Annotated in this window: 17 protein-coding genes and 1 pseudogene; 7 read left to right on the top strand and 11 right to left on the bottom strand. The window is 66.9% G+C overall.

The window, feature by feature from the left end:
* The first annotated feature begins 33 nt into the window (after window positions 1-33).
* Window positions 34-1,665 carry an HAL/PAL/TAL family ammonia-lyase gene (locus NF876_RS19930; RefSeq protein ID WP_262270387.1) on the top strand — a complete coding sequence of 544 codons (1,632 nt, stop codon included), beginning with the start codon at window positions 34-36 and terminating at the stop codon, window positions 1,663-1,665.
* Window positions 1,666-1,717: 52 nt separating this feature from the next.
* Here NF876_RS19930 and NF876_RS19925 read toward each other — a convergent pair whose 3' ends face one another.
* On the bottom strand, window positions 1,718-2,023 hold the full coding sequence (locus tag NF876_RS19925) for a hypothetical protein (RefSeq protein WP_262270386.1): 306 nt from the start codon (window positions 2,021-2,023) through the stop codon (window positions 1,718-1,720).
* Window positions 2,024-2,103: 80 nt separating this feature from the next.
* Here NF876_RS19925 and NF876_RS19920 point away from each other — a divergent pair, with 80 nt between their 5' ends.
* Window positions 2,104-2,619, top strand: coding sequence for a GNAT family N-acetyltransferase (locus NF876_RS19920; protein WP_262270385.1), 516 nt, complete (start codon window positions 2,104-2,106; stop codon window positions 2,617-2,619).
* A 6-nt stretch (window positions 2,620-2,625) separates the two neighbouring features.
* Here NF876_RS19920 and NF876_RS19915 read toward each other — a convergent pair whose 3' ends face one another.
* The 8 genes from NF876_RS19915 to NF876_RS19880 all read right to left on the bottom strand — a co-directional run bounded on the left by NF876_RS19915 (window position 2,626) and on the right by NF876_RS19880 (window position 10,573).
* A complete protein-coding gene (locus NF876_RS19915; protein ID WP_262270384.1) occupies window positions 2,626-3,066 on the bottom strand; it encodes a GNAT family N-acetyltransferase in 441 nt (146 codons plus the stop codon).
* Window positions 3,067-3,076: 10 nt separating this feature from the next.
* Window positions 3,077-4,315: an allantoate amidohydrolase gene (locus NF876_RS19910; RefSeq protein ID WP_262270383.1), complete on the bottom strand. Its 1,239-nt coding sequence runs from the start codon at window positions 4,313-4,315 to the stop codon at window positions 3,077-3,079.
* A gap of 173 nt (window positions 4,316-4,488) precedes the next feature.
* Window positions 4,489-5,532, bottom strand: a complete 1,044-nt coding sequence (locus tag NF876_RS19905; RefSeq protein WP_262270382.1) for an NAD(P)/FAD-dependent oxidoreductase — start codon at window positions 5,530-5,532, stop codon at window positions 4,489-4,491.
* A gap of 70 nt (window positions 5,533-5,602) precedes the next feature.
* Window positions 5,603-5,917, bottom strand: a complete 315-nt coding sequence (locus tag NF876_RS19900) for a 2Fe-2S iron-sulfur cluster-binding protein (protein ID WP_173949453.1) — start codon at window positions 5,915-5,917, stop codon at window positions 5,603-5,605.
* A 106-nt stretch (window positions 5,918-6,023) separates the two neighbouring features.
* Window positions 6,024-6,737: an ABC transporter ATP-binding protein gene (locus NF876_RS19895; RefSeq protein WP_262270381.1), complete on the bottom strand. Its 714-nt coding sequence runs from the start codon at window positions 6,735-6,737 to the stop codon at window positions 6,024-6,026.
* Window positions 6,734-7,510, bottom strand: a complete 777-nt coding sequence (locus NF876_RS19890; RefSeq protein ID WP_262270380.1) for an ABC transporter ATP-binding protein — start codon at window positions 7,508-7,510, stop codon at window positions 6,734-6,736. The genes NF876_RS19895 and NF876_RS19890 overlap by 4 nt, the downstream gene beginning before the upstream one ends.
* Window positions 7,507-9,354, bottom strand: coding sequence for an ABC transporter permease (locus NF876_RS19885; protein ID WP_444939749.1), 1,848 nt, complete (start codon window positions 9,352-9,354; stop codon window positions 7,507-7,509). The genes NF876_RS19890 and NF876_RS19885 overlap by 4 nt, the downstream gene beginning before the upstream one ends.
* 13 nt (window positions 9,355-9,367) lie before the next feature.
* Window positions 9,368-10,573, bottom strand: a complete 1,206-nt coding sequence (locus tag NF876_RS19880; protein WP_262270378.1) for an ABC transporter substrate-binding protein — start codon at window positions 10,571-10,573, stop codon at window positions 9,368-9,370.
* A 156-nt stretch (window positions 10,574-10,729) separates the two neighbouring features.
* On the opposite strand from NF876_RS19880, the gene NF876_RS19875 reads away from it, so the two are divergent.
* The 4 genes from NF876_RS19875 to NF876_RS19860 all read left to right on the top strand — a co-directional run bounded on the left by NF876_RS19875 (window position 10,730) and on the right by NF876_RS19860 (window position 14,146).
* On the top strand, window positions 10,730-11,923 hold the full coding sequence (locus NF876_RS19875) for an amidase (RefSeq protein ID WP_262270377.1): 1,194 nt from the start codon (window positions 10,730-10,732) through the stop codon (window positions 11,921-11,923).
* A gap of 73 nt (window positions 11,924-11,996) precedes the next feature.
* The gene (locus NF876_RS19870) at window positions 11,997-12,875 is read left to right on the top strand and encodes an SMP-30/gluconolactonase/LRE family protein (RefSeq protein WP_262270376.1); all 879 of its coding nucleotides are present in this window, start codon (window positions 11,997-11,999) and stop codon (window positions 12,873-12,875) included.
* Between the two features lie 5 nt (window positions 12,876-12,880).
* Window positions 12,881-13,882, top strand: coding sequence for an aldose epimerase family protein (locus NF876_RS19865; protein WP_262270375.1), 1,002 nt, complete (start codon window positions 12,881-12,883; stop codon window positions 13,880-13,882).
* A gap of 87 nt (window positions 13,883-13,969) precedes the next feature.
* Window positions 13,970-14,146 carry a hypothetical protein gene (locus tag NF876_RS19860; protein WP_262270374.1) on the top strand — a complete coding sequence of 59 codons (177 nt, stop codon included), beginning with the start codon at window positions 13,970-13,972 and terminating at the stop codon, window positions 14,144-14,146.
* A gap of 28 nt (window positions 14,147-14,174) precedes the next feature.
* On the opposite strand, the gene NF876_RS19855 is transcribed toward NF876_RS19860, so the two are convergent.
* Together NF876_RS19855 and NF876_RS19850 are read right to left on the bottom strand one after the other, a co-directional pair.
* Entirely contained in the window at window positions 14,175-16,253 is a 2,079-nt protein-coding gene (locus NF876_RS19855; RefSeq protein WP_262270373.1) for a M3 family metallopeptidase, read from the bottom strand.
* A gap of 100 nt (window positions 16,254-16,353) precedes the next feature.
* Window positions 16,354-17,145 (bottom strand): dienelactone hydrolase family protein, encoded by a 792-nt coding sequence (locus NF876_RS19850; protein ID WP_262270372.1) that lies wholly within the window; start codon window positions 17,143-17,145, stop codon window positions 16,354-16,356.
* Between the two features lie 193 nt (window positions 17,146-17,338).
* On the opposite strand from NF876_RS19850, the pseudogene NF876_RS19845 reads away from it, so the two are divergent.
* Window positions 17,339-19,358: pseudogene (locus NF876_RS19845) on the top strand (AI-2E family transporter).
* Window positions 19,359-19,361: the final 3 nt, after the last annotated feature.

Below are 19,361 nucleotides of genomic sequence, written 5' to 3'. Positions count from 1 at the left end.
GGTATCCCTTTTCCTTCAACGTGAGGAACAGCGATGACGGTCAAGCTCGACGGCGCCACTCTCGGCATTCAGGATGTGGTGCGCGTGGCGCGCCCCGATGCCAGCGGAGCCTTTGCGCCCGCCACCCTGGCGCCGGAGGCGCGCGAGCGCATTGCGGCGACACGGGACTACATCGACCGCACCTGGATGCACGATGACGCGCCGCTCATGTATGCCTTCAACACGGGCGTCGGCCTGTTCAAGGACCAGCGCGTCCTCATCAGCGACATGGCGGCCTACCAGCGCAAGACGGTCTATGCCCACGCCACCGGGGTCGGGGAGCCGTTCGCCGAGGACGTGACCCGCGCCATGATGCTCCTGCGGGCCAATGCGTTCGCGTCGAACTATTCCGGCCCGCGCGTCGAACTGGTCGAGCGCCTCATCGCGTTCGTCAACGCGGGCCTGCATCCGGTCATTCCGCAAAAAGGCTCCGTCGGCGCGTCGGGCGATCTTGCGCCGCTCGCCCACATGGCCGGCGCGGTCTGCGGCTTCGAGGAGGCCGAGATGATCTATCGCGGCCGCCGGATGCCGGCCCGCGAGGCCATCCGGGCGGCCGGCTTCGATCCCGATTTCGAACTCGGCGCGAAGGATGCCTCCGCTCTCATCAACGGCTCGACCACGTCGCTCGCCCTCGGGGCGCTGGCCACGCACGACGCGCGCCGCCTGCTGAAGCAGGCCGACATCGCCATGTGCCTGTCGCTCGAGGCCATGCGCGGCGAGCTCGCGGCCTTCGATCCCCGCGTGCACAGGGCGCGTCCTCATCCGGGACAGGCCCGCGTGGCCCGCAACCTGCTGCGCATCCTCGACGGCACGAAGCGCTGCTCGCAGGCCGCGCGCGACGTCGTGTTTCCCGACGAGCCGCGTCAGCCCGGAGCCCCGGCGGCTCCCCGCGTGCAGGACGTCTATTCCCTGCGCTGCACGCCGCAGGTTCACGGGCCCGCCATCGAGGCGGTGGAATACGTGGAGCGCATCATCGGCACGGAGATGAACTCTGCCACCGACAACCCGCTGATCTTCGACGACGGCCAGGGCGGCTACGTGTCGATCTCGGGCGGGCACTTCCATGGTCAGTACATGGCGCAGGCGATGGACTTCCTCGCCATCGCCATGGCGGATCTCGGGGCGATCTCCGAGCGGCGCCTCGCGCGCCTGATCGACCCTACCATGTCCTACGGGCTGCCGCGCAACCTGCTCGCCGGCAAGCGCGGTCTCAACACGGGATTTGCGACCGTGCAGTGCTCCCTGTCGGCGCTGGTGATGGAGAACCGCGGGCTGGCGACGCCGGGCTCGGTCGACTCCATTCCCGGCAAGTCGAATGCCGAGGATCACGTCTCCAACTCGACCTGGTGCGGGCGCAAGGCGCGTATTGTCGTCGAGAACGTGGAGCAGATCGTGGCCGGCGAATTGCTGATGGCCGCGCAGGCGCTCACGCTCGTGGAGCCGCTCGCGACGGATCATCCGCTCGGCAAGGGCTCGCGCGCCGCCATGGAGGCCATACGGGCCGTGATTCCGCCGGCGCTCGAAGGCGATCGCTGGTACGCGACCGAGATGCGCCAGGCGCTCGACCTGGTACGGTCCGGCGCGGTGGTCGAAGCCGTCGAGAGCGCCGTCGGCGAACTCGAGTAAGGAAAAAGGGCCCGGTGCGACCGGGCCCTCGATTCATCGGTGCTGCGCTTGATCAGCGGCAGCGGCGAACCTCGCGGTACACGATGCGTCCATTGGGCCGCACCACGCGCTCGCGCACCGTGCGGCAGCGATCGACCCGGCCCCAGCCCGGCCGCACGCCGCAATCCCGCACGGTCCGGAAGACCACCCGGCCGTTCGGGAGAACGGTGCGGACGCGGCGCGTGACGCACTGCACATTGTCCACAAGGGTCGGCGCCTGCAGCTGCTCGGCGCCGAAACGGGCCTGCGCCTCTTGCGGTGCAGCAAGGAAGCCGGCGCCGAGGACAAGGGCAAAGGCGGGGAGAATGATGGCTCGCATGGACCATTCCTTATGTTGTGAGGAGGGGCTGACGACAACGATGTGTGTATGCCATGGTTCCTGAAGCTGGAATGAACCTCATGTCGTCACGCGTTATGATCCGTCCCGTTCACGTCTCCGACGCGGCCGAGCTGGTTGCCGGGAATCTCGCCAGCATCGACCTGCATGAACCCTGGGTCTCTCCCTGCCGCGATCATGCGAGCTTCCTCGGCTATCTCAACCGCTGCGACGGCGACCGCTCCATCGGCTTCATCGCCCGTGAGCGGGCGAGCGGCAAAATCGTCGGCGTGGTGAATCTGAGCGAGATCGTGCGGGGCTTTTTTCAGAGCGCCTATATGGGCTATTACGGCATGGCCGGCATGAGCGGGCGCGGGCTCATGAGCCAGGCGGTGGGACTCGTCGTCTCGCATGCCTTCGGCGAACTCGGCCTGCATCGCATCGAAGCCAACATCCAGCCGGGCAACGGACCGTCCCGAGCGCTCGTCACGCGGCTCGGCTTTCGCCAGGAAGGCTATTCACCGCGCTATCTCAAGATCAACGGGGAATGGCGCGATCACGAGCGCTGGGCCGTGCTCGCGGATGAGTGGCGCGGATGATCCGCGTCAGGTCACGGGCCCGAGCTTCTTCTGCAGGAAGAAGCGGCTGCCGCCGACGGGATAATTCTCGAGTTCGCCGAAGATCTCGTATCCGAGGCGCCGATAGAGTTCGAGCGCCTTGGGGTTGAGCGTGTCGATCCAGGCCGAGTGGCAGCCCTTGCTTCGGGCCTCGTCCTCGGCCATCGCGATCAGCCGCGTGGCAAGGCCCATGCCGCGGAAGGCCGCGGGCACGAAAAGGAGCTCGATGGCGAGCCAGCCGCCGTTCATGCGGCCGCAGAGCCCCCCGACAGGCTCGTTGCTGTCGGGATCCCGGAGGGCGATGGCGAGATCGCGGCCCGGTGGAAGGCCGGTGAAGAGAGTTCTGTTGAAGTCCCGCACGCCCTCCAGGACGATCGGATGCAGCGCGGAGGCATCGTCGACGAACGCGATTGTCGGAACCTGTTTCATCACGCGGATCTCACGCGGCAACCCGCTTGACCGTGTCCATCAGCACGCGGGCCGCCACATCCGCGTCTTCGACGGTGATCGACTCCGCCGGGTTGTGGCTGATGCCGCCCTTGCAGCGCACGAAGAGCATGGCGGACGGGCAGAGTCCGGCCATCGCGACCGCGTCGTGACCGGCGCCCGAGGAGAGATGCAGCGGCTCGAGGCCGAGGCTCCTCACGGCCTCTTCGAGTTCCCCGGCCAAACCCTTGTCCATGGGCGTCGCGGGCGATTCCATGAACGGCTCGATGGTGAACGCCACACCCCGCCTCTGCGCGGCGGCCTGGCACTCGGTCACGATGTCCTGCATCATCGCAAGCCGCACCGCATCGTCCGGGGACCGGGCATCGAGGGTGAAATCGACCCGCGCCGGAATGACGTTGATCGCGCCGGGCTGCACCTGCGCCGCGCCCACGGTCGCCACCGTGTCGGTGCGTGTCGAGCCTGCGCGCTCGACGATGCCGATCATCTCGGCCACGGCCGCGAGCGCATCGCGGCGCATGGTCATCGGTACGGTGCCCGCATGGCCCGCTTCACCGATCACGCTGCAGCGCGCCCGCGTGATGCCGTTGATCGCCGACACGATGCCCACTGGAAGGTCCTTTGCTTCCAGAAGCGGTCCCTGCTCGATATGCACCTCCAGGTACCCGCGGTACCGCGCCGGGTCGCGGGCAAGCGCCGCGATTCCATCCGGGTCGCCGCCGAAGCGGATCAGCGCCTCGCGGAAGGTGATCCCGTCCCGGTCCCGGCCGTCGAGCCAGGCCCGGTTGAAGCGGCCCGCAAGCGCCTGGGACGTGGAGAGGTTGCTCGGAAAGCGCACATTCTCCTCGTCACCGAAGGCGACGACCTCGATGGGGCAGGAGGGGGCGAGGTTCTGCCGCCGCAAGGCTTCGACCACGGCGATGCCGAGCACGACCCCGAGATTGCCGTCGTAGCGGCCGGCATCGACCACGGAGTCGATATGGGAGCCGATGAGGAGGGCAGGGGCTTCCGGATCGGTGCCCTCGATCCGCCCGATGACGGAGCCGAGAGCATCGATATGGGCGTTCAGACCGGCTTCCCGCATCAGGCGGAGCGTGGCGTCCGCCGCCCGGCGATGGGCGTCGGAGAGATAGAGGCGGGTGAGGCGGCCGGGTTCGTCCGTATGCTGGGCGAGATCCTCGATCATCGCCATCACGCGGCGGCCGAGGGTGAGATCTGTCGTGCTGGTCATGGACCGGAGAGTTTCAGGAACCGGCCTGCTTCGCAAGAGGAAGAGCGATTGCCTCGCCGGCCCCGTGTCGGCGATCCGGATGGCGTGAAGCGCAACGCTTCCCGATCGGGATGGCCGGGACGAGCCCGGCCATGACATGCAGAATCTGTCGGCGAAACGCGGCGTGAAAGGCCTCAGGCCGCGACGCCGAGCTTCTTTTGCAGGCTCGTGGACGAGGTCGTGTATTGGAACAGGAGTTTCTTCTCCGGATACACGTAGCGGTGCACTTTCTGGGCTGCCAGCGCGCCTTCGTGGAAGCCCGAGAGGATGAGCTTAAGCTTGCCCGGATAGGTGTTGATGTCGCCGATGGCGAAGATGCCGGGCACGTTGGTCTCGAACTTCTCCGTATCGACCGGGATCAGGTTCTCGTGCAGGTTCAGACCCCAGTCGGCGATCGGACCGAGCTTCATGGTCAGCCCGAAGAACGGCAGCATCACGTCGCAATCGACCGTGAACTCCGAGCCGTCGTCCTTTCGGATCACCGCGCCTTCCAGGACGGGCTCCTCGCCCTTGAGAGAGGTCACCTGGCCGAGATGGAGATCCATGTCGCCGGAGGCCACGAGAGAGCGCATCTTCTCCACCGTGTGCGGCGCGGCCCGGAAGGCGTCGCGGCGGTGCAGGAGGGTCAGGCGCTTGGCGATGGGCTGGAGGTTCACCGTCCAGTCGAGGGCGGAATCGCCGCCGCCCACGATGAGCACCTTCTTGTTGCGGAACATCTCCATCTTGCGCACGGCGTAGTACACGCCGGTGCCCTCATAGGCCTCGATGTTCTCGATCGGCGGCTTCTTGGGCTGGAACGAGCCGCCGCCGGCCGCGATGATCACGGCCTTGCAGGTGAAGGTGGTGCCGTTCTCGGACGTCCTGACCCGGAACAGGGGCGCCTCGGGGGTGCCGATGGATTCCAGGCTCTCCACCATCTCGTTCAGGTGGAAGGTCGGATGGAACGGTTCGATCTGCGCCATCAGGTTGTCGACGAGGCCCTGGCCCGTCACCATCGGGAAGCCGGGGATGTCGTAGATCGGCTTTTCCGGATAGAGTTCGGCGCATTGCCCGCCCACCTTGGGCAAGATGTCGATGAGGTGGCATTTGATGTCGAGGAGGCCCAGTTCGAACACGGCGAACAGGCCCACGGGCCCGGCACCGATGATGACGACGTCCGTTTCGATATGGTCGGTCATGAACAGGCTCCTTCGAGAGACCCTTTCGAAACACGGTCTCTTCAGCTTTGGCAATGTGGCAGGGTGACGGTCAGGCCCCGGTCGGCGCGAGGGTGACCTCCAGGCCGTCGAGTTCGGGAGTCCAGAGGATCTGACAGGAGAGGCGCGAATTGGGCTGCGTCATCACGGTGTCGAGCTGGTCCTCTTCCTCCTCGGTGGGCGGATAGAGCCTGCCGAGCCATTCTTCGGCGACGAAGACGTGGCAGGTCGCGCATTCGCAGGCCCCGCCGCACAGGCCCTCGATGGGCAGGCCCCAGTCCCGGATGATCTCCATCACCCGCCAGCCCTCGATGGCCTCGAGGGTGTGGCGCTGGCCGGCCCGGTCGGTCACATGGATGACGCCCATGAAGCGGGAATTCCTCTTGCGTGTAATCTGGGATGGGGCGCGGAAGGGGCTGCGCCGGATGGGCTGATATCGTCCTTTCGGCCCGCTCCGTCAACGGTTTAGGGCATCAAACCCCGAGGGTTTCCGCCCGCAGGGCCTCATCGGCCATGAGCTCGGCCATGGAGCCCTGGAAGCGGATCTCGCCGCGCTCGATGACACAGGCGCGGTCGCTGATGCCGGCCGCGAAGGCCCAGTTCTGCTCGGACAGGAGGACCGCCACCCCCTCCGCCTTCATGGCCCGGACCGCCTCGGCCATCGTCTGGACGATGACCGGCGCGATGCCCTCGGAGGGCTCGTCGAGCAGGATCGCGTCCGGGTTGCCCATGAGCGTGCGGGCGATGGACAGCATCTGCTGCTCGCCCCCCGACATCTGGTTGCCGCGCCGTCCCCGCATCTCGGCGAGATTGGGAAACAGGCGGAAGAGCCGCTCCGGCGTCCAGGGCGAGCGGCCGGCCCCGGCGGGGCGCCGTCCCGTCTCCAGGTTCTCCTCGACGGTGAGATCCGTGAAGATGCGCCGGTCCTCTGGCACGTAGCCGAGCCCCAGGCGGGCGATTCTGTAGGTCGGCAGCCGGTCGAGGGAGTGCCCCTTGAAGGTAGCCTGCTTGGCTGAGGCCGAAACCAGCCCCATGATCGCCTTCAAGGTCGTGGTCTTGCCGGCCCCATTGCGGCCGACCAGGGCCATGACCTCGCCGGGATGAAGCCGGAACGTCACGTCGAAGAGGACCTGGGCGCGGCCATAGAAGGCGCAGAGATTCCAGATCTCGAGCAGCGGCTTGCTCATGCGGTCCTTGCTCCCTTTGGTCGCTCCAGGGCATGCTCGTCCCCGAGATAGGCCCGCTTGACCTCCTCGTTCCGGCGGATCTCGTCGGGCGCGCCGGCTGCGATGATCCGGCCGCGCAGAAGCACGAGAACCCGGGCCGCATGGCCGAAGACCACGTCCATGTCGTGCTCCGTGAACAGGACGCCGATCCCCTGCGTGTCGGCAATGGACGCGGTGAGATCCATCAGTTCCGTCCGCTCGCGGGGCGCCATGCCGGCCGTGGGCTCGTCCATCAGAAGGAGCTTGGGCTCTCCGGCCAGCGCGATGGCGAGTTCCACCCGCTTCACGTCGCCATAGGCCAGGGCCGAGCAGGGGACATCCGCGGCCTCCGCCATCCCGACCCGGGCGAGGAGCTGGACCGCCTTCTCGCGGTGACGCTCCCGGGCCGGCGACCAGAGGCCGCCGCTTTGCCGCCGGCAGCTGATCAGGGCCATCTGGATGTTTTCCGCGGCACTCATCGACAGGAAGGTCTGGGCTACCTGGAAGGTGCGTCCCACACCGCGGCGGAAGCGCTTCTGCGGCGAGGCATGGGTGATGTCATGACCGTCGAGCAGAACCCGGCCGCGATCCGGACGCAGCTGGCCGCCGACCATGTTGAACACGGTGGATTTGCCCGCGCCGTTGGGGCCGATGACGGCGAGCATCTCGCCGCGCGCGACGGTGAATTCCACGTCGCGGGCCGCCACCACGCCGCCGAAGGATTTCTGCAGGCCGCTCACGGAAAGAAGCGTCATTCGCGCGCCTCCCACCAATCCCGAACCGTGCCGACGAGGCCGCGCGGAAAGATCAGCACCATGGCGATGATGCTCAGGCCCAGCATCAGGCGCCAGAGCGACGTGAGCGGCATGACCCAGTCTCGCAAGGCGTGCAGGACGGCCGCCCCGACGAGCGGGCCCATGACGGTCTGGATGCCGCCGAGGAGCAGCATGGTGAGCGCATCGACGGAGGTCGAGATCCCGAGCAGGCTCGGATCCACCGAGCCGCGGGAGAAGGCATAGAGCCCGCCCGCGAGCCCGGCTGCCGCGCCGGCGATCATGAAGGCGAGCCAACGGTGCCGGCGGATCGTCAGGCCGATCGCCTCCGCGCGGGCTTCCGAGTCGCGAGCGGCCCGCAGGGCATAGCCGAAGGGCGCGTCGATGATCCGTCTCAGGAGCAGCACGGCCACGACGGTCAGCGCGGCGGTCAAGAGATAGTAGGGCACCGGTCCGCCGGCCCAGCTCGCCGGCCAGACGCCGACGATGCCGTTATCGCCGCCGGTCACCTCCACCCATTGGAACGCGACCGCATAGAGGATCTGCGCGGCGGCGAGCGTCATCATGGCGAGATAGATGCCGGACAGGCGGACCACGAAAGCGCCGATCAGTCCGGCGCCCAAAGCGGCCAGGGCGAGCCCGGCGGGAAGGGCGGCCTCCATGGACAGGCCGAACCACTTCACGGCGAGCGCTGCGCCGTAGGCGCCAAGACCGAAGAAGGCCGCGTGGCCGAAGCTCACGACACCGCCGACGCCGATGAGGAGCTGCAGGCTGAAGGCGAAGAGCGCGAAGATCAGGATTTCGGTCGCGACCTTCAGCAGATAGGCGTCGGCCACGAGCGGGAGACAGGCGAGCCCCGCCACGACGGCGAGCAGCATGGCGAAGCGGCCAGGCAAGGGTTTGCGGCTGGCGATTCCCACCGCATGGGACCCGCCGACGACCTCGGCGCGCCCGAAGAAGCCGTAGGGCCGGATCGCCAGCACCACGGCCATGAGCAGGAACACCACCACGAGGGTGCTCTTCGGAACGATCAGGATGCCGAAGGCCTGCAGCTGCCCGATGATGAGCGCGGCCAGGAACGCGCCGGGCACGCTGCCCATGCCGCCGACCACGGTGACGACGAAAGCCTCGGCGATGATGGACAGGTCCATGCCGGTATGGGCCGAGACGCGCGGGATCTGCAGCGCGCCGCCAAGGCCGGCCAGGAAGGCGCCGAGGAACAGCGTGCCGGTAAACAGCATCGCCTGGTTGACGCCGAGCGACGCCACCATGTCCCGATCCTGAGTGGCCGCCCGCACCAGCACGCCGAACCGCGTCCTGCGCAGGAGGAGCCACACGAGCCCGAGGACGACGGGGCCGGCCGCGATCAGCACGAGCTCGTAGGACGGGAAGCGCCTGCCGAGAATTTCAACGGGGGCGCGCAGGCCCGGGGCTCGGGGTCCGAGAATGTCCTCGGGCCCGAAGACCTGCACCACGAGATCCTGCACCACCAGAACGACCCCGAAGGTGGCAAGCAGCTGGAAGAGTTCCGGCGCGCCGTAGATGCGGCGCAGGAGCAGGACCTCGATGATGACGCCGATGAGGCCGACGATCAGGGCCGATGCCAGGATGCCGGCCCAGAAGGTCATGGGCCCGAAGGAGAGATCGAGCAGGCGCGGTATCAGGGTGGCGGCCGTGTAGGCGCCGATCATGTAGAGCGAACCATGCGCGAAGTTCACGATCCGCGTGACGCCGAACACGATGGTCAGGCCGCAGGCCGCGATGAAGAGCGATGAAGCGCTGGAAAGGCCGCTCAGGGCCTGGACGGCGAGAAAGGAGGGATCCAGCGCCAGCAATCCTCTAGTCCTTCCGCACCGCCTTCACCTCGGCCTCGGTCGGCATGAACGACGTGCCGTCCTTGTAGGCCCAGTCCGCCATGCCGCCGGCGGCGCCCTTGAGCACAAGCTTGCCGACCCAGGCGCCCATGCTGGACTGGTTGTCGATGCCGCGCATGGTGACAGGGCCGATGACCGTGTCGAACTTCGCATCTTCCAGCGCCTTGATGATCGCCTCGGTGTCCGTCGAGCCCGCCCGCTCGACGGCGTCGCGGATCATGTACACGACCATGTAGCCGAGGAGCGAGCCGAGGCGGGGCGTGTCGTTGTACTTGGCCCGGTAGGCGTCGACGAAGGCCTTGTGCTTCGGCTCCGTGATCTGGTCCCAGGGATAGCCGGTCACGGTCCAGCCTTCCGGCACCTCGTCCTTCAGGGGCAGGAGCCATTCGGGCTCCCCCGTGAGGAGCGAGAGGACCGTTGCGCCCTCGAAGAGCCCGCGGGTGTTGCCCTCGCGGACGAACTGGGTGAGATCCGGGCCGAAGAGCACGTTGAAGATGCCGTCGGGCTTGGCCTGTTCGATGGCGGAGACGGTCGCGCCGGCCTCGATCTTGCCGAGCGCCGGATATTGTTCGACGACGATCTGCGCGCCGGGCACGCGCTCCTGGATGAGACGCTTGAACGCCTGCGCGGCCGACTGGCCATACTCGTAATTGGGCGCCACGATGGCCCAGCGCTTTGCCCCCGAGGCCTTCGCCTGATCGACCAGCATGCCTACCTGCATGGTGTTGTTGGGCCGGATGCGGAAGGTGTAGCGGTTGCCCTGCGCCATCGTGATGGCATCGGTCAGGGGCTCGGCCGCGATGTAGACGATCTTCTTCTGGTTGGCATAATCGGCCATCGCGACGCCGACATTGGACAGGAACGAGCCGAAAAGGAGAATCGCACCCTCGCGGGTCACGAGCTCGTCGGCCACGCGGGTGGCGTCGCCGGTGGTGGCGCCGTCCTCCCGGGAGACGATTTCGATCTTGCGGCCGAGAACGCCGCCTTTGGCGTTGATCTCGTCGAGGGCGAGCTGCCAGCCATTGCGGTAGGGGACGGTAAAGGCCGCCTGCCGGGCGTAGGAATTCAGCTCGCCGATCTTGATCGGAGCCTGTTGCGCGTGGACCGCCGGTGCTCCGAGCGCGAGCACTGCGCCGAGCGCCAGCCAGCGAATCGCGGAAATCTTCACCATTGCGTGTTCCTTGCCATCGAGAGCCTGCGTGGATTTAGGGCCAATCCAGGTTCGAAGAAAGACCAAATTGCCAAGCTCCGTGAATTCCTGCCTTGCTCGAGCCCGGGGAGCAATGACACATTCGCCGCCTTCGTTCCTTGAACATCGACAGGTCCCATGCTCCTTGACCGCGACCCTGCCCGGGCTTTCATGCCTTATCCGGCCGTTCCAGTCCCCCACGCCCCTAGCGGGCCGCTGTCGGGTCTGACCTTCGCGGCCAAGGACCTGTTCGACGTGGCGGGCTATCCCACCAGCGCGGGATCGCCCCACATGCTCGCCATGTCGGGCATCAAGACCCGGACGGCCCCCACGGTGCAGACGCTCCTTGATTCGGGCGCCCGTCTCGTCGGCAAGACCATCACGGACGAACTTGCCTTTTCCATGAGCGGCAAGAATGCCCATTTCGGCACTCCGGTGAACGGCGGGGCGCCCGATCGCATTCCCGGCGGCTCGTCCTCGGGATCGGCCGCGGCCGTCTCGAACGGATTGTGCGACTTTGCCCTCGGCACCGACACCGGAGGCTCGGTCCGGGCACCGGCGAGCCATTGCGGTCTTTTCGGCATCCGTCCCACCCACGGGCGGGTGAGCCTCGAGGGCTGTCATGATCTGGCGCCTTCCTTCGACACCTGCGGTTATTTCACCCGCGACGGCGCCACATTCGCCAGAGTCGGCGAGGTCCTGCTCGGCCCCGACCGCCATCCCCTGCCGCAGAGCCCGCGGGTGCTCCTGGCCCGGGATGCGTTCGCTCTGCTCGGCAGAGAGGTCCAGGACGCCCTGGCGCCGGCCCTGCGCCGGACGGAGGCCGTGCTGGGCACCCCCGAGCCGGTCGAGGCGGCGACGGAAGGTTTCACGGCGCTCTACTGGACGATGCGCTACATCCAGAGCCGGGAAGCCTGGACCGTCGACGGTCCGATGATCGAGCGCTACAGGCCGCCTCTTGGTCCGGGCGTGGCCGACCGGTTCGCGTTCTCGCAGGCCGTGACCGACGTCCAGGTGACGGAAGCCCAGGTGATCCGGGCGGCCTTCCGCAAGCGGTTCGGCGCGCTCCTCGCCCCCGATGCGGTGTTGATCCTGCCGACCATGCCGGATGTCGCGCCGCTGCTCTCGGAGAGCGACGAGGCGCTGAACGACTATCGCAACAACGCCCTGAATCTGCTCTGCCTGTCGGTCCTGTCGGGCCTGCCCCAGGTGTCGATTCCACTGGCCTCCCGCTCGGGTGCCCCGCTGGGGCTGTCCCTCATGGGGCCCGCCGGTTCCGACATGAGCCTCGTCACTCTGGCGCAGCGAATCGCGGACGGCGCAGCCGACTGACGGGACCCATCCCGCGCGGCCGGAGTTACCGGCAGGAGCCGGGAAGCACACACCGCCTCACAAGGGGAAAATCATGACACATCCAGCCGTTCATCCGGAAACGCCCCATGTGGCGGTCGCGAGCGCCTGCGTCCTGGGCGAGGGGCCGGTCTGGGACCACCGCTCGAACACGCTCTTCTGGGTCGACATCAAGAACCCGGGCGTCTGGCGCTACCATCCCGAAACAAAGGAGCATTTCCGCGTCGACGCGCCCGAGCGGGTGGGCTTCATCGCGCTGACGCCCGATGAGGACGTGGTCATCGCGGGCTTCAAGTCGGGCCTTGCCCGGTTCAACCTCAGGACCGGCGATGTGCAGCCCCTCGTGTCCCCCGACAGCGACAAGCCGAACAACCGCATCAACGACGGTCACGTGGGGCCGGACGGCGCCATCTATTTCGGCACCATGGACGACGAGGAGAAGGAGGGCTCCGGCGCCTTCTGGCGCTGGGACGGCAAGGAACTGACCCAGTTCCATTCCGGCATCATCGTCACCAACGGACCGGCCTTCAGCCCCGACGGGCGGAGGCTCTATGCGACCGATACGATCGACGGGACGGTGTATGTCCTGGACGCGGAGAGAGGGCGGATCGGCGAGCCGCGCCCCTTCGTCCGCTTCGAGGAGGGCTGGGCCCATCCGGACGGCATGGCGGTGGATGCAGAGGGCCATGTCTGGGTCTGCCATTGGGGCGCCTCGCGCGTCACGCGCTTCGCGCCGGACGGGTCCATCGAGCGCATCGTACCGGTTCCGACCGCCCAGGTGACGAAATGCGCCTTCGGCGGGCCGGACCTGACCACCCTGTACATCACGACGGCCTCCATCGGCCGCGATCCGCATATCGACGTGATGGCCGGCCACCTCTTCAAGGTCGAGACCGGGATCCGCGGCCTGCAGGCTCATCTCTTCGAGGGGTAGGAATCATGACGATCGAACGTTTCGGCACCCTCGACGGCCAAGATGTTTTCCAGGTCTCTCTGCAGGGACCCGACGGCATAGGCATGAAGGTCCTCACATGGGGCGCCGTGGTGCGGGACCTGACGGTGCCCCTGGCGGGAGGCTCCCAGCGCGTGGTGCTGGGCCTCAATTCCATCGAGGATTACGTCGCCCATTCTCCCTATTTCGGCGCCATCGTCGGGCGCTATGGCAACCGCATCGGGAAGGCGCAATTCACCCTGAACGGCGAGACCTGCCGGCTCGATGCGAACGAAGGCGAGAACCAGCTTCACGGCGGCACGATGGGATTCGGCACGCGCCTGTGGAGCATCCTCGATCACGGAGCGGGCAGCCTGACCCTCGGCCTCGTCTCCGACGATGGCGACATGGGCTATCCGGGCCGCCTCGTGGCGACCTGCACCTATATGCTCCTGCCTGGATCGCGCCTCCGGATCGCCCTCGAGGCGACGAGCGACAAGCCCACCCCGGTCAATTTGACCACGCACGGTTATTTCAATCTCGACGGCAGCCCGGACATTTCCTCGCACGAGTTGACGATCGCAGGGGATTTCATCACGCCCACCCGGCCCGATCTCATTCCGACGGGGGAGATCACGGCCGTTGCCGGGACCGACTACGATTTCACGGCTCCGAGGCCGGTCCACGGGAATCAGCACACCCTCTACGACATCAACTACGTTCTGCGCGGACCCTATGGCGAGCTTCGCCATGCCGCGACCCTCGCTTCACGCCGGAACGGTCTCGCCATGGAATTGTGGACGACGGAGCCCGGCGTCCAGTTCTATGACGGCCATCTCATCGACCTCCCGGTCCAGGGACTGGACGGTGCCCGGTACGGGCGCCATGGCGGGCTCTGCCTGGAGCCGCAGCGTTTCCCCGACAGCCCCAATAAAGCCCATTTTCCATCGTCTATCCTGCCGCCCGGCCAGGTGTCCCGGCAGGTGAGCGAACTCCGGTTTGTCGGCTGATGACGGGAACTTTGCTGTAACAGAATTGTTCTTCTTTGTAGGCGTTGCGTTTCCGGTCCGACACGAACCAAGAAGGGACAGTCCCTCATGCCGGTGCTCGATGCGAAAGCCCTGGAGATCGATCCGAAGGGAGCGGCTTTCCTGAAGAGCGTTCTGCGTCCTGTCCCGACCCCTCAGGCGCCTCCCAGGGAGGCGTCCCGCATCGTCAAGATCCGCTTCTACGCCCTGAGACGGTCGAAAGAACTCACAGCAGGGTCGGTGTGACGGGCCTTTTCAGGCCCGTCGGCCACGATCACGCATCTTCGACCACCGGAGCCAATCCGCGCTTGGCGAGAAGAGCGTCCGCCGTGGGCAGGCGCCCGCGGAAGGCCATATAGGCCTCGGCCGGATCGCGCAGGTTTCCGGCCGCGTAGATGAAACGCTTCAGCTTGGCCGCCATGTCCCAGTCGAAGGCGTCTCCCGTCTCCTCGAAGGCCATGAAGGCGTCCGCATCCAGAACCTCCGACCAGAGATAGCTGTAATAGCCCGAGGAATAGCCGTCGCCGGAGAACACGTGCGTGAAGTGCGGCGTGCGGTGGCGCATGATGATCTCGCGCGGCATGCCGATAGATTTCAGCGTCTCCGCCTCGAAAGCCGAGACGTCGAGGTTGCTCAGATCCCGGCGCCGGTGAAGCGCGAGATCGACGAAGGCCGAGGCCAGGTACTCCACCGTGGCAAAGCCCTGGTTGAAGTTGCGCGCGGCCATGAGGCGCTCGAGCAGCTCCTCGGGGAGCGGCTCGCCGGTCCGGTAATGGGTCGCGTAGCGGCGAAGGATCCCTGGATGCGAGAGCCAGTGCTCGTAGAGCTGCGACGGCAGCTCGACGAAATCCGTCGATACCGCCGTGCCCGCGAGCAGCGGATAGGTCACGTCCGAGAGCAGGCCGTGCAGGCCGTGGCCGAATTCATGGAACAGCGTGCGGGCATCGTCGAAGCTCAGGAGCGACGGCTCGCCGGGAGCGCCCTTGGCGAAGTTCATCACGTTGACGATGATCGGCCGAACATCGCCGGTAAGCTTTTCCTGCGACCGGAAGGCGCTCATCCAGGCGCCGCTGCGCTTCGAAGGCCGTGCGAAGTAATCCCCGATGAAGGTGCCGATCGGGCGGCCGCCTGCATCCACGACCTGCCAGGCGCGGATGTCCGGGTGGTAGCGCGGGAAGTCTTTCAGCTCCTGGAAGCTGAGACCGAAGAGGCGCTGCGCCGTCTCGAAGGACGCCTCGATGATCCGGTCGAGCTGGAAATAGGGCTTGATGGTCGCCTCATCGAGGTTGTGGCGGGCCATGCGGACCTGATCGGCATAGTAGCGCCAGTCCCAGGGTTCGATGACGATGTTGTCGCCGATCGCCTGAGCTTGGGCCTGCAGATCGTCCCGCTCCGCGTTGGCGCGGGCGATCGCCGGCGACCAGACGTCGTTCAGGAGCTTCTGCACGTTGTCGGGCGTCTTGGCCATGGTGTCGGCGAGCTTGAAGTCGGAGAACGTCTCGTAGCCGAGGAGCTTCGCGCGTTCGGCCCGCAGGGCCGCCGTCTCGGCGATGATCGCCTTGTTGTCGGTCGCACCGCCGTTGTCGCCGCGCGCCGCCCAGGCCTTGAAGGCCTGCTCGCGCAGGTCGCGCCGCTTGGAGAATTGCAGGAACGGCTCAATGCTCGACCGGGAGAGGGTGATCACATGCTTGCCCTTCAGCCCGCGCTCCTCGGCAGCCTGCGCGGCCGCCTCGCGCAGGAAGGAGGGCAGGCCTTCGAGATCGGCCTCGCCGTCGAGGACGAGCTGGTAGGATTTTTCATCGGCCAGGACGTTCTGCGAGAACTGCGTGCCGAGACTCGCGAGCCGCTCGGTGATGGCGGCGAGCCGCTTCTTCTCGTCAGGCTCGAGCCTTGCTCCGGCGCGCACGAAGATGGTGTGGTAGCGGTCGAGGACACGAGCCTGCTCGGCCGAGAGCCCGAGGCTGTCGCGTTTCTCGTAGAGCGCCGCCACGCGCCTGTAGAGCGCCTCGTTCATGAAGATGCTGTTGCGGTGCTTGGCGAGAATCGGCGCCATCTCGCGCTCCACCGCCTGAATCGCGTCGTTGGTGTGCGAGCCCGCCAGATTGAAGAACACGCCGCCGACCTTCTTCAGCGTCCGCCCGCTCGTCTCCAGGGCTTCGATGGTGTTGGCGAAGGTGGGCTCCTCCGCATTGTCCGCAATGGCGGCGATCTGTGCCTGCTGTTCGGCCAGCGCGGCATCGAAGGCAGGTTTGTAATGCTCCGGCGCGATGCTCTCGAACGGAGGAAGGCCGAAGGGCGTGGTCCACTGCGTGAGAAGGGGGTTGCCCGCGAGTGCCGCGTCTGAAGCCGTCATGATCGCTCCTGTCTTTGAATCGAGGGTCTAGCGCATCGTGCGGCCCTCTGGGTCCGCCCCGAACGATACGCCGCTTCAAGATGCTCTAGTCTTAATTGCGTCATCCGTCTGCGGGAAGAGGGCCGGTGTCCGCCGGAGCCGTCGTGCCGGCGAGATGCCGCCGGAGGAACGCCAGGGATCGCGCCGTCGCGTCGTCATGCGCCGCACCCCTGAAGCCGTGGCCCTGTCCGGGATAGACCTTGATCTCGTATGGCACGTTCTGCTGGCGCAGAAGCGCCTCGACCGCATAGGCGTTCGCCACCGGGACGATCGGATCGGCGGAGCCATGCAGGACCAGGGTCGGCGGCAGCCGGGACGTCGTGGCGATCGCACCCTGCGGCAGCGGTCCGAAATAGTTCACAAGGACCTTCACGCGCGGATCCGTGCTCGCGACCGCAAGGCCCAGCGCGGCTCCGAGCGAGATCCCGACGATGCCGATCCGGTGTGGGTCGGCACCCTGATGACCCGACGCGAAGGCGAGCGCATCCTGAACCGTGCTCATCCAGGGCATGAAGTTCTGAAACAGGGTGCCGAACGAGGCCCGCCTTTCGCCGGTGCGGTCGAGATAATGGACGAGATGAACCTGATAGCCGGCGGCCGCGACGTCCCGCGCACCCTCACGATATTGGCCGTTATAGCTCAGGCCGTCTGCGCCATGCAGCATGAGAACGGCCGGGCGGGAGGCGGTCCCATCCATCTGGAAGTTTTCGACGGCAATGGCCTTGCCGCCGCTCTTGAAACTGTTTCGCTGGGTGATGACGGGCATTTCGCTGGGCTTGCTTTGGAGGGCGTGGGCGGTCGGAGAGGCAGCCAGGGCTGCACCGATCAGGAGATTGCGTCGGGTGAGCGGCATGGATGTCGAGGGTCGGGGATCCGATGGGGTTCCGTTGAGATGGGGACCGGATCCCCGTGCTTTCAGATGGCAAAAGGTCCCAGCGTCCCGCCAGCCGTCGGGCCATATTGCTACGCTCAAGGATCGTTTGGCCGCCGAGGGCGTTGTTTGCACGTCGGCGAGAGTGTCTCGCGACTCAGCAGAGATCCCTCGAATGCGCCCTGGCCCCAACACCACGCCCCCCACGGAGACGGAGATCGAACCTCCCGGCGTCCCAGGCCTCTCCGGCCTCATGACCCTGGCCGTCGGGGTCGTGGTGCTGGCTGCGCTCTATGTGGGACAGGACGTCTTCCTGCCTGTCGTGATGGCGATCCTCCTCGCGTTCGTGCTGGCGCCCTTCGTCGAGGTGCTGCGCCGGTGGCGCCTCGGACGCGTCCCGTCCGTCATCATCGCGGTGCTGGTCGCCCTTGGAATCATCATCTCCCTCGGCACCGTCATCGGCTTCCAGCTGGCGGGTCTCGCCAGCGACCTGCCGCGCTATCAGACCACGATCGAATCGAAGATCGGGTCCCTGCGCGAGGGAACGCTCGGAAAGCTGCCGAGCCTCTTGAAAGATTTCGGCCGTCGCTTCGACCGGGCCGTTGCGGAGCCGCCGCCCGGCCAGGCGCCCGCGTCGCCGGCTCCTACGGCGGCACCGGCACAGGAGCCTCAGGACGCCGGCCCCCTTCCGGTCGAGGTCCATGAACCCGAGCCCACACCGATGCAGATGGCCCGGGACGTCTTGCTTCCGGTGCTCGAGCCGTTGGCCACGACGGGCATCGTGTTCGTGGTCCTGGTCTTCATCCTCATGCAGCGGGAAGATCTGCGCGACCGGATGATTCGCCTGTTCGGGGCGAGCGACCTCCACCGGACGACGGTGGCCATGGACGATGCTGCGCGCCGGCTCAGCCGGTACTTCCTGACCCAGCTCGCCTTGAACGCCTCCTTCGGCGTCGTGGCGGCCCTGGGCCTCTGGGCCATCGGCGTGCCGAGCCCGATCCTGTGGGGCGTCTTCGCCGCGCTGATGCGGTTCGTGCCCTATATCGGGTCGTTCGTCGCAGCCCTGCCGCCCATCCTCCTGGCCGCTGCCGTCGATCCCGGCTGGTCCATGGCGCTGATGGCCATGGCCCTGTTCCTGATCGGCGAACCCCTCATGGGCCATGTGATCGAGCCCGTCGTCTATGGGCAAAGCACGGGTCTCTCGCCCTTCTCGGTCGTGATCTCGGCGATCTTCTGGACTTGGCTCTGGGGGCCCGTGGGCCTTCTCATCGCCACGCCCTTGACCCTTTGCCTCGTGGTCCTGGGCCGGCATGTGGAGCGCTTGGAATTTCTCGATGTCCTTCTGGGCGACAGGCCCGCTCTGACGCCGGCCGAGAACCTGTACCAGCGCATGCTGGCCGGCGATCCGGACGGCGCTGGATTCGGCGGAGCTCCTGCTGAAGGAGCGTTCCCTGACCTCCTACTACGACGAGGTCGCGTTAAGAGGGCTTCAGCTCGCCGCAAACGATGCGACGCGCGGGGTTCTCACCCAGCGCCAGCTCGATCAGGTCAAGGACGTGATCCGGGCCCTCGTGCAGGATCTCGCTCCCCACGACGATGTGGATCCTCATCCGCGCGAGACGAAGGACGATCCGGTCGCGGCGCCCGCCAGCGAGAAGCCTGCCATCAAGGAGCCGGCGGTGGTGCCGCCGATGCCGCCGGAGGGACATATCCCCGAGGCTTGGCGGGCCGATGGGGCCGTCCTGTGCGTTGCCGGCCGCGGGCCGCTCGACGAGGCCGCCTCCGAGATGCTCGCGCAGCTCCTGAGCAAGCATGGGCTCGGCACCCGGGTCGTGCCGCATTCGGCCGTGTCACGCCGGGAGATCTTCAACCTCGACATGACAGACGTGCAGATGGTGTGCATCAGCTATCTGGAGATCAGCGGAACGCCGGCCCATCTGCGCTATCTGCTGCGGCGCCTGAAGCAAAAGGCGAAAGCCCCGACCCTGGTCGGTCTCTGGCCGGCGGAGGACGCGGTGCTGAAAAGCGAGACGATGCGCGCCACGCTCGGCGCCGACTACTATGTCTCGTCGCTGAGGGATGCAGTGGTGCAGTGCCTGAAAGTGGCGAGCGGCGAGGAAAAGGTGCCGGAGGGGGCCAATACGTCCGCCGTCGAAGAGGCAACGGCAGCCAGGCGGCTGCCGCTGCCGGCGTGATCG

It is taken from the genome of Microvirga yunnanensis, assembly GCF_025460875.1.
Note: the sequence above shows the minus strand (reverse complement) of the source record. Positions and strands in the feature narration are given on the sequence as shown.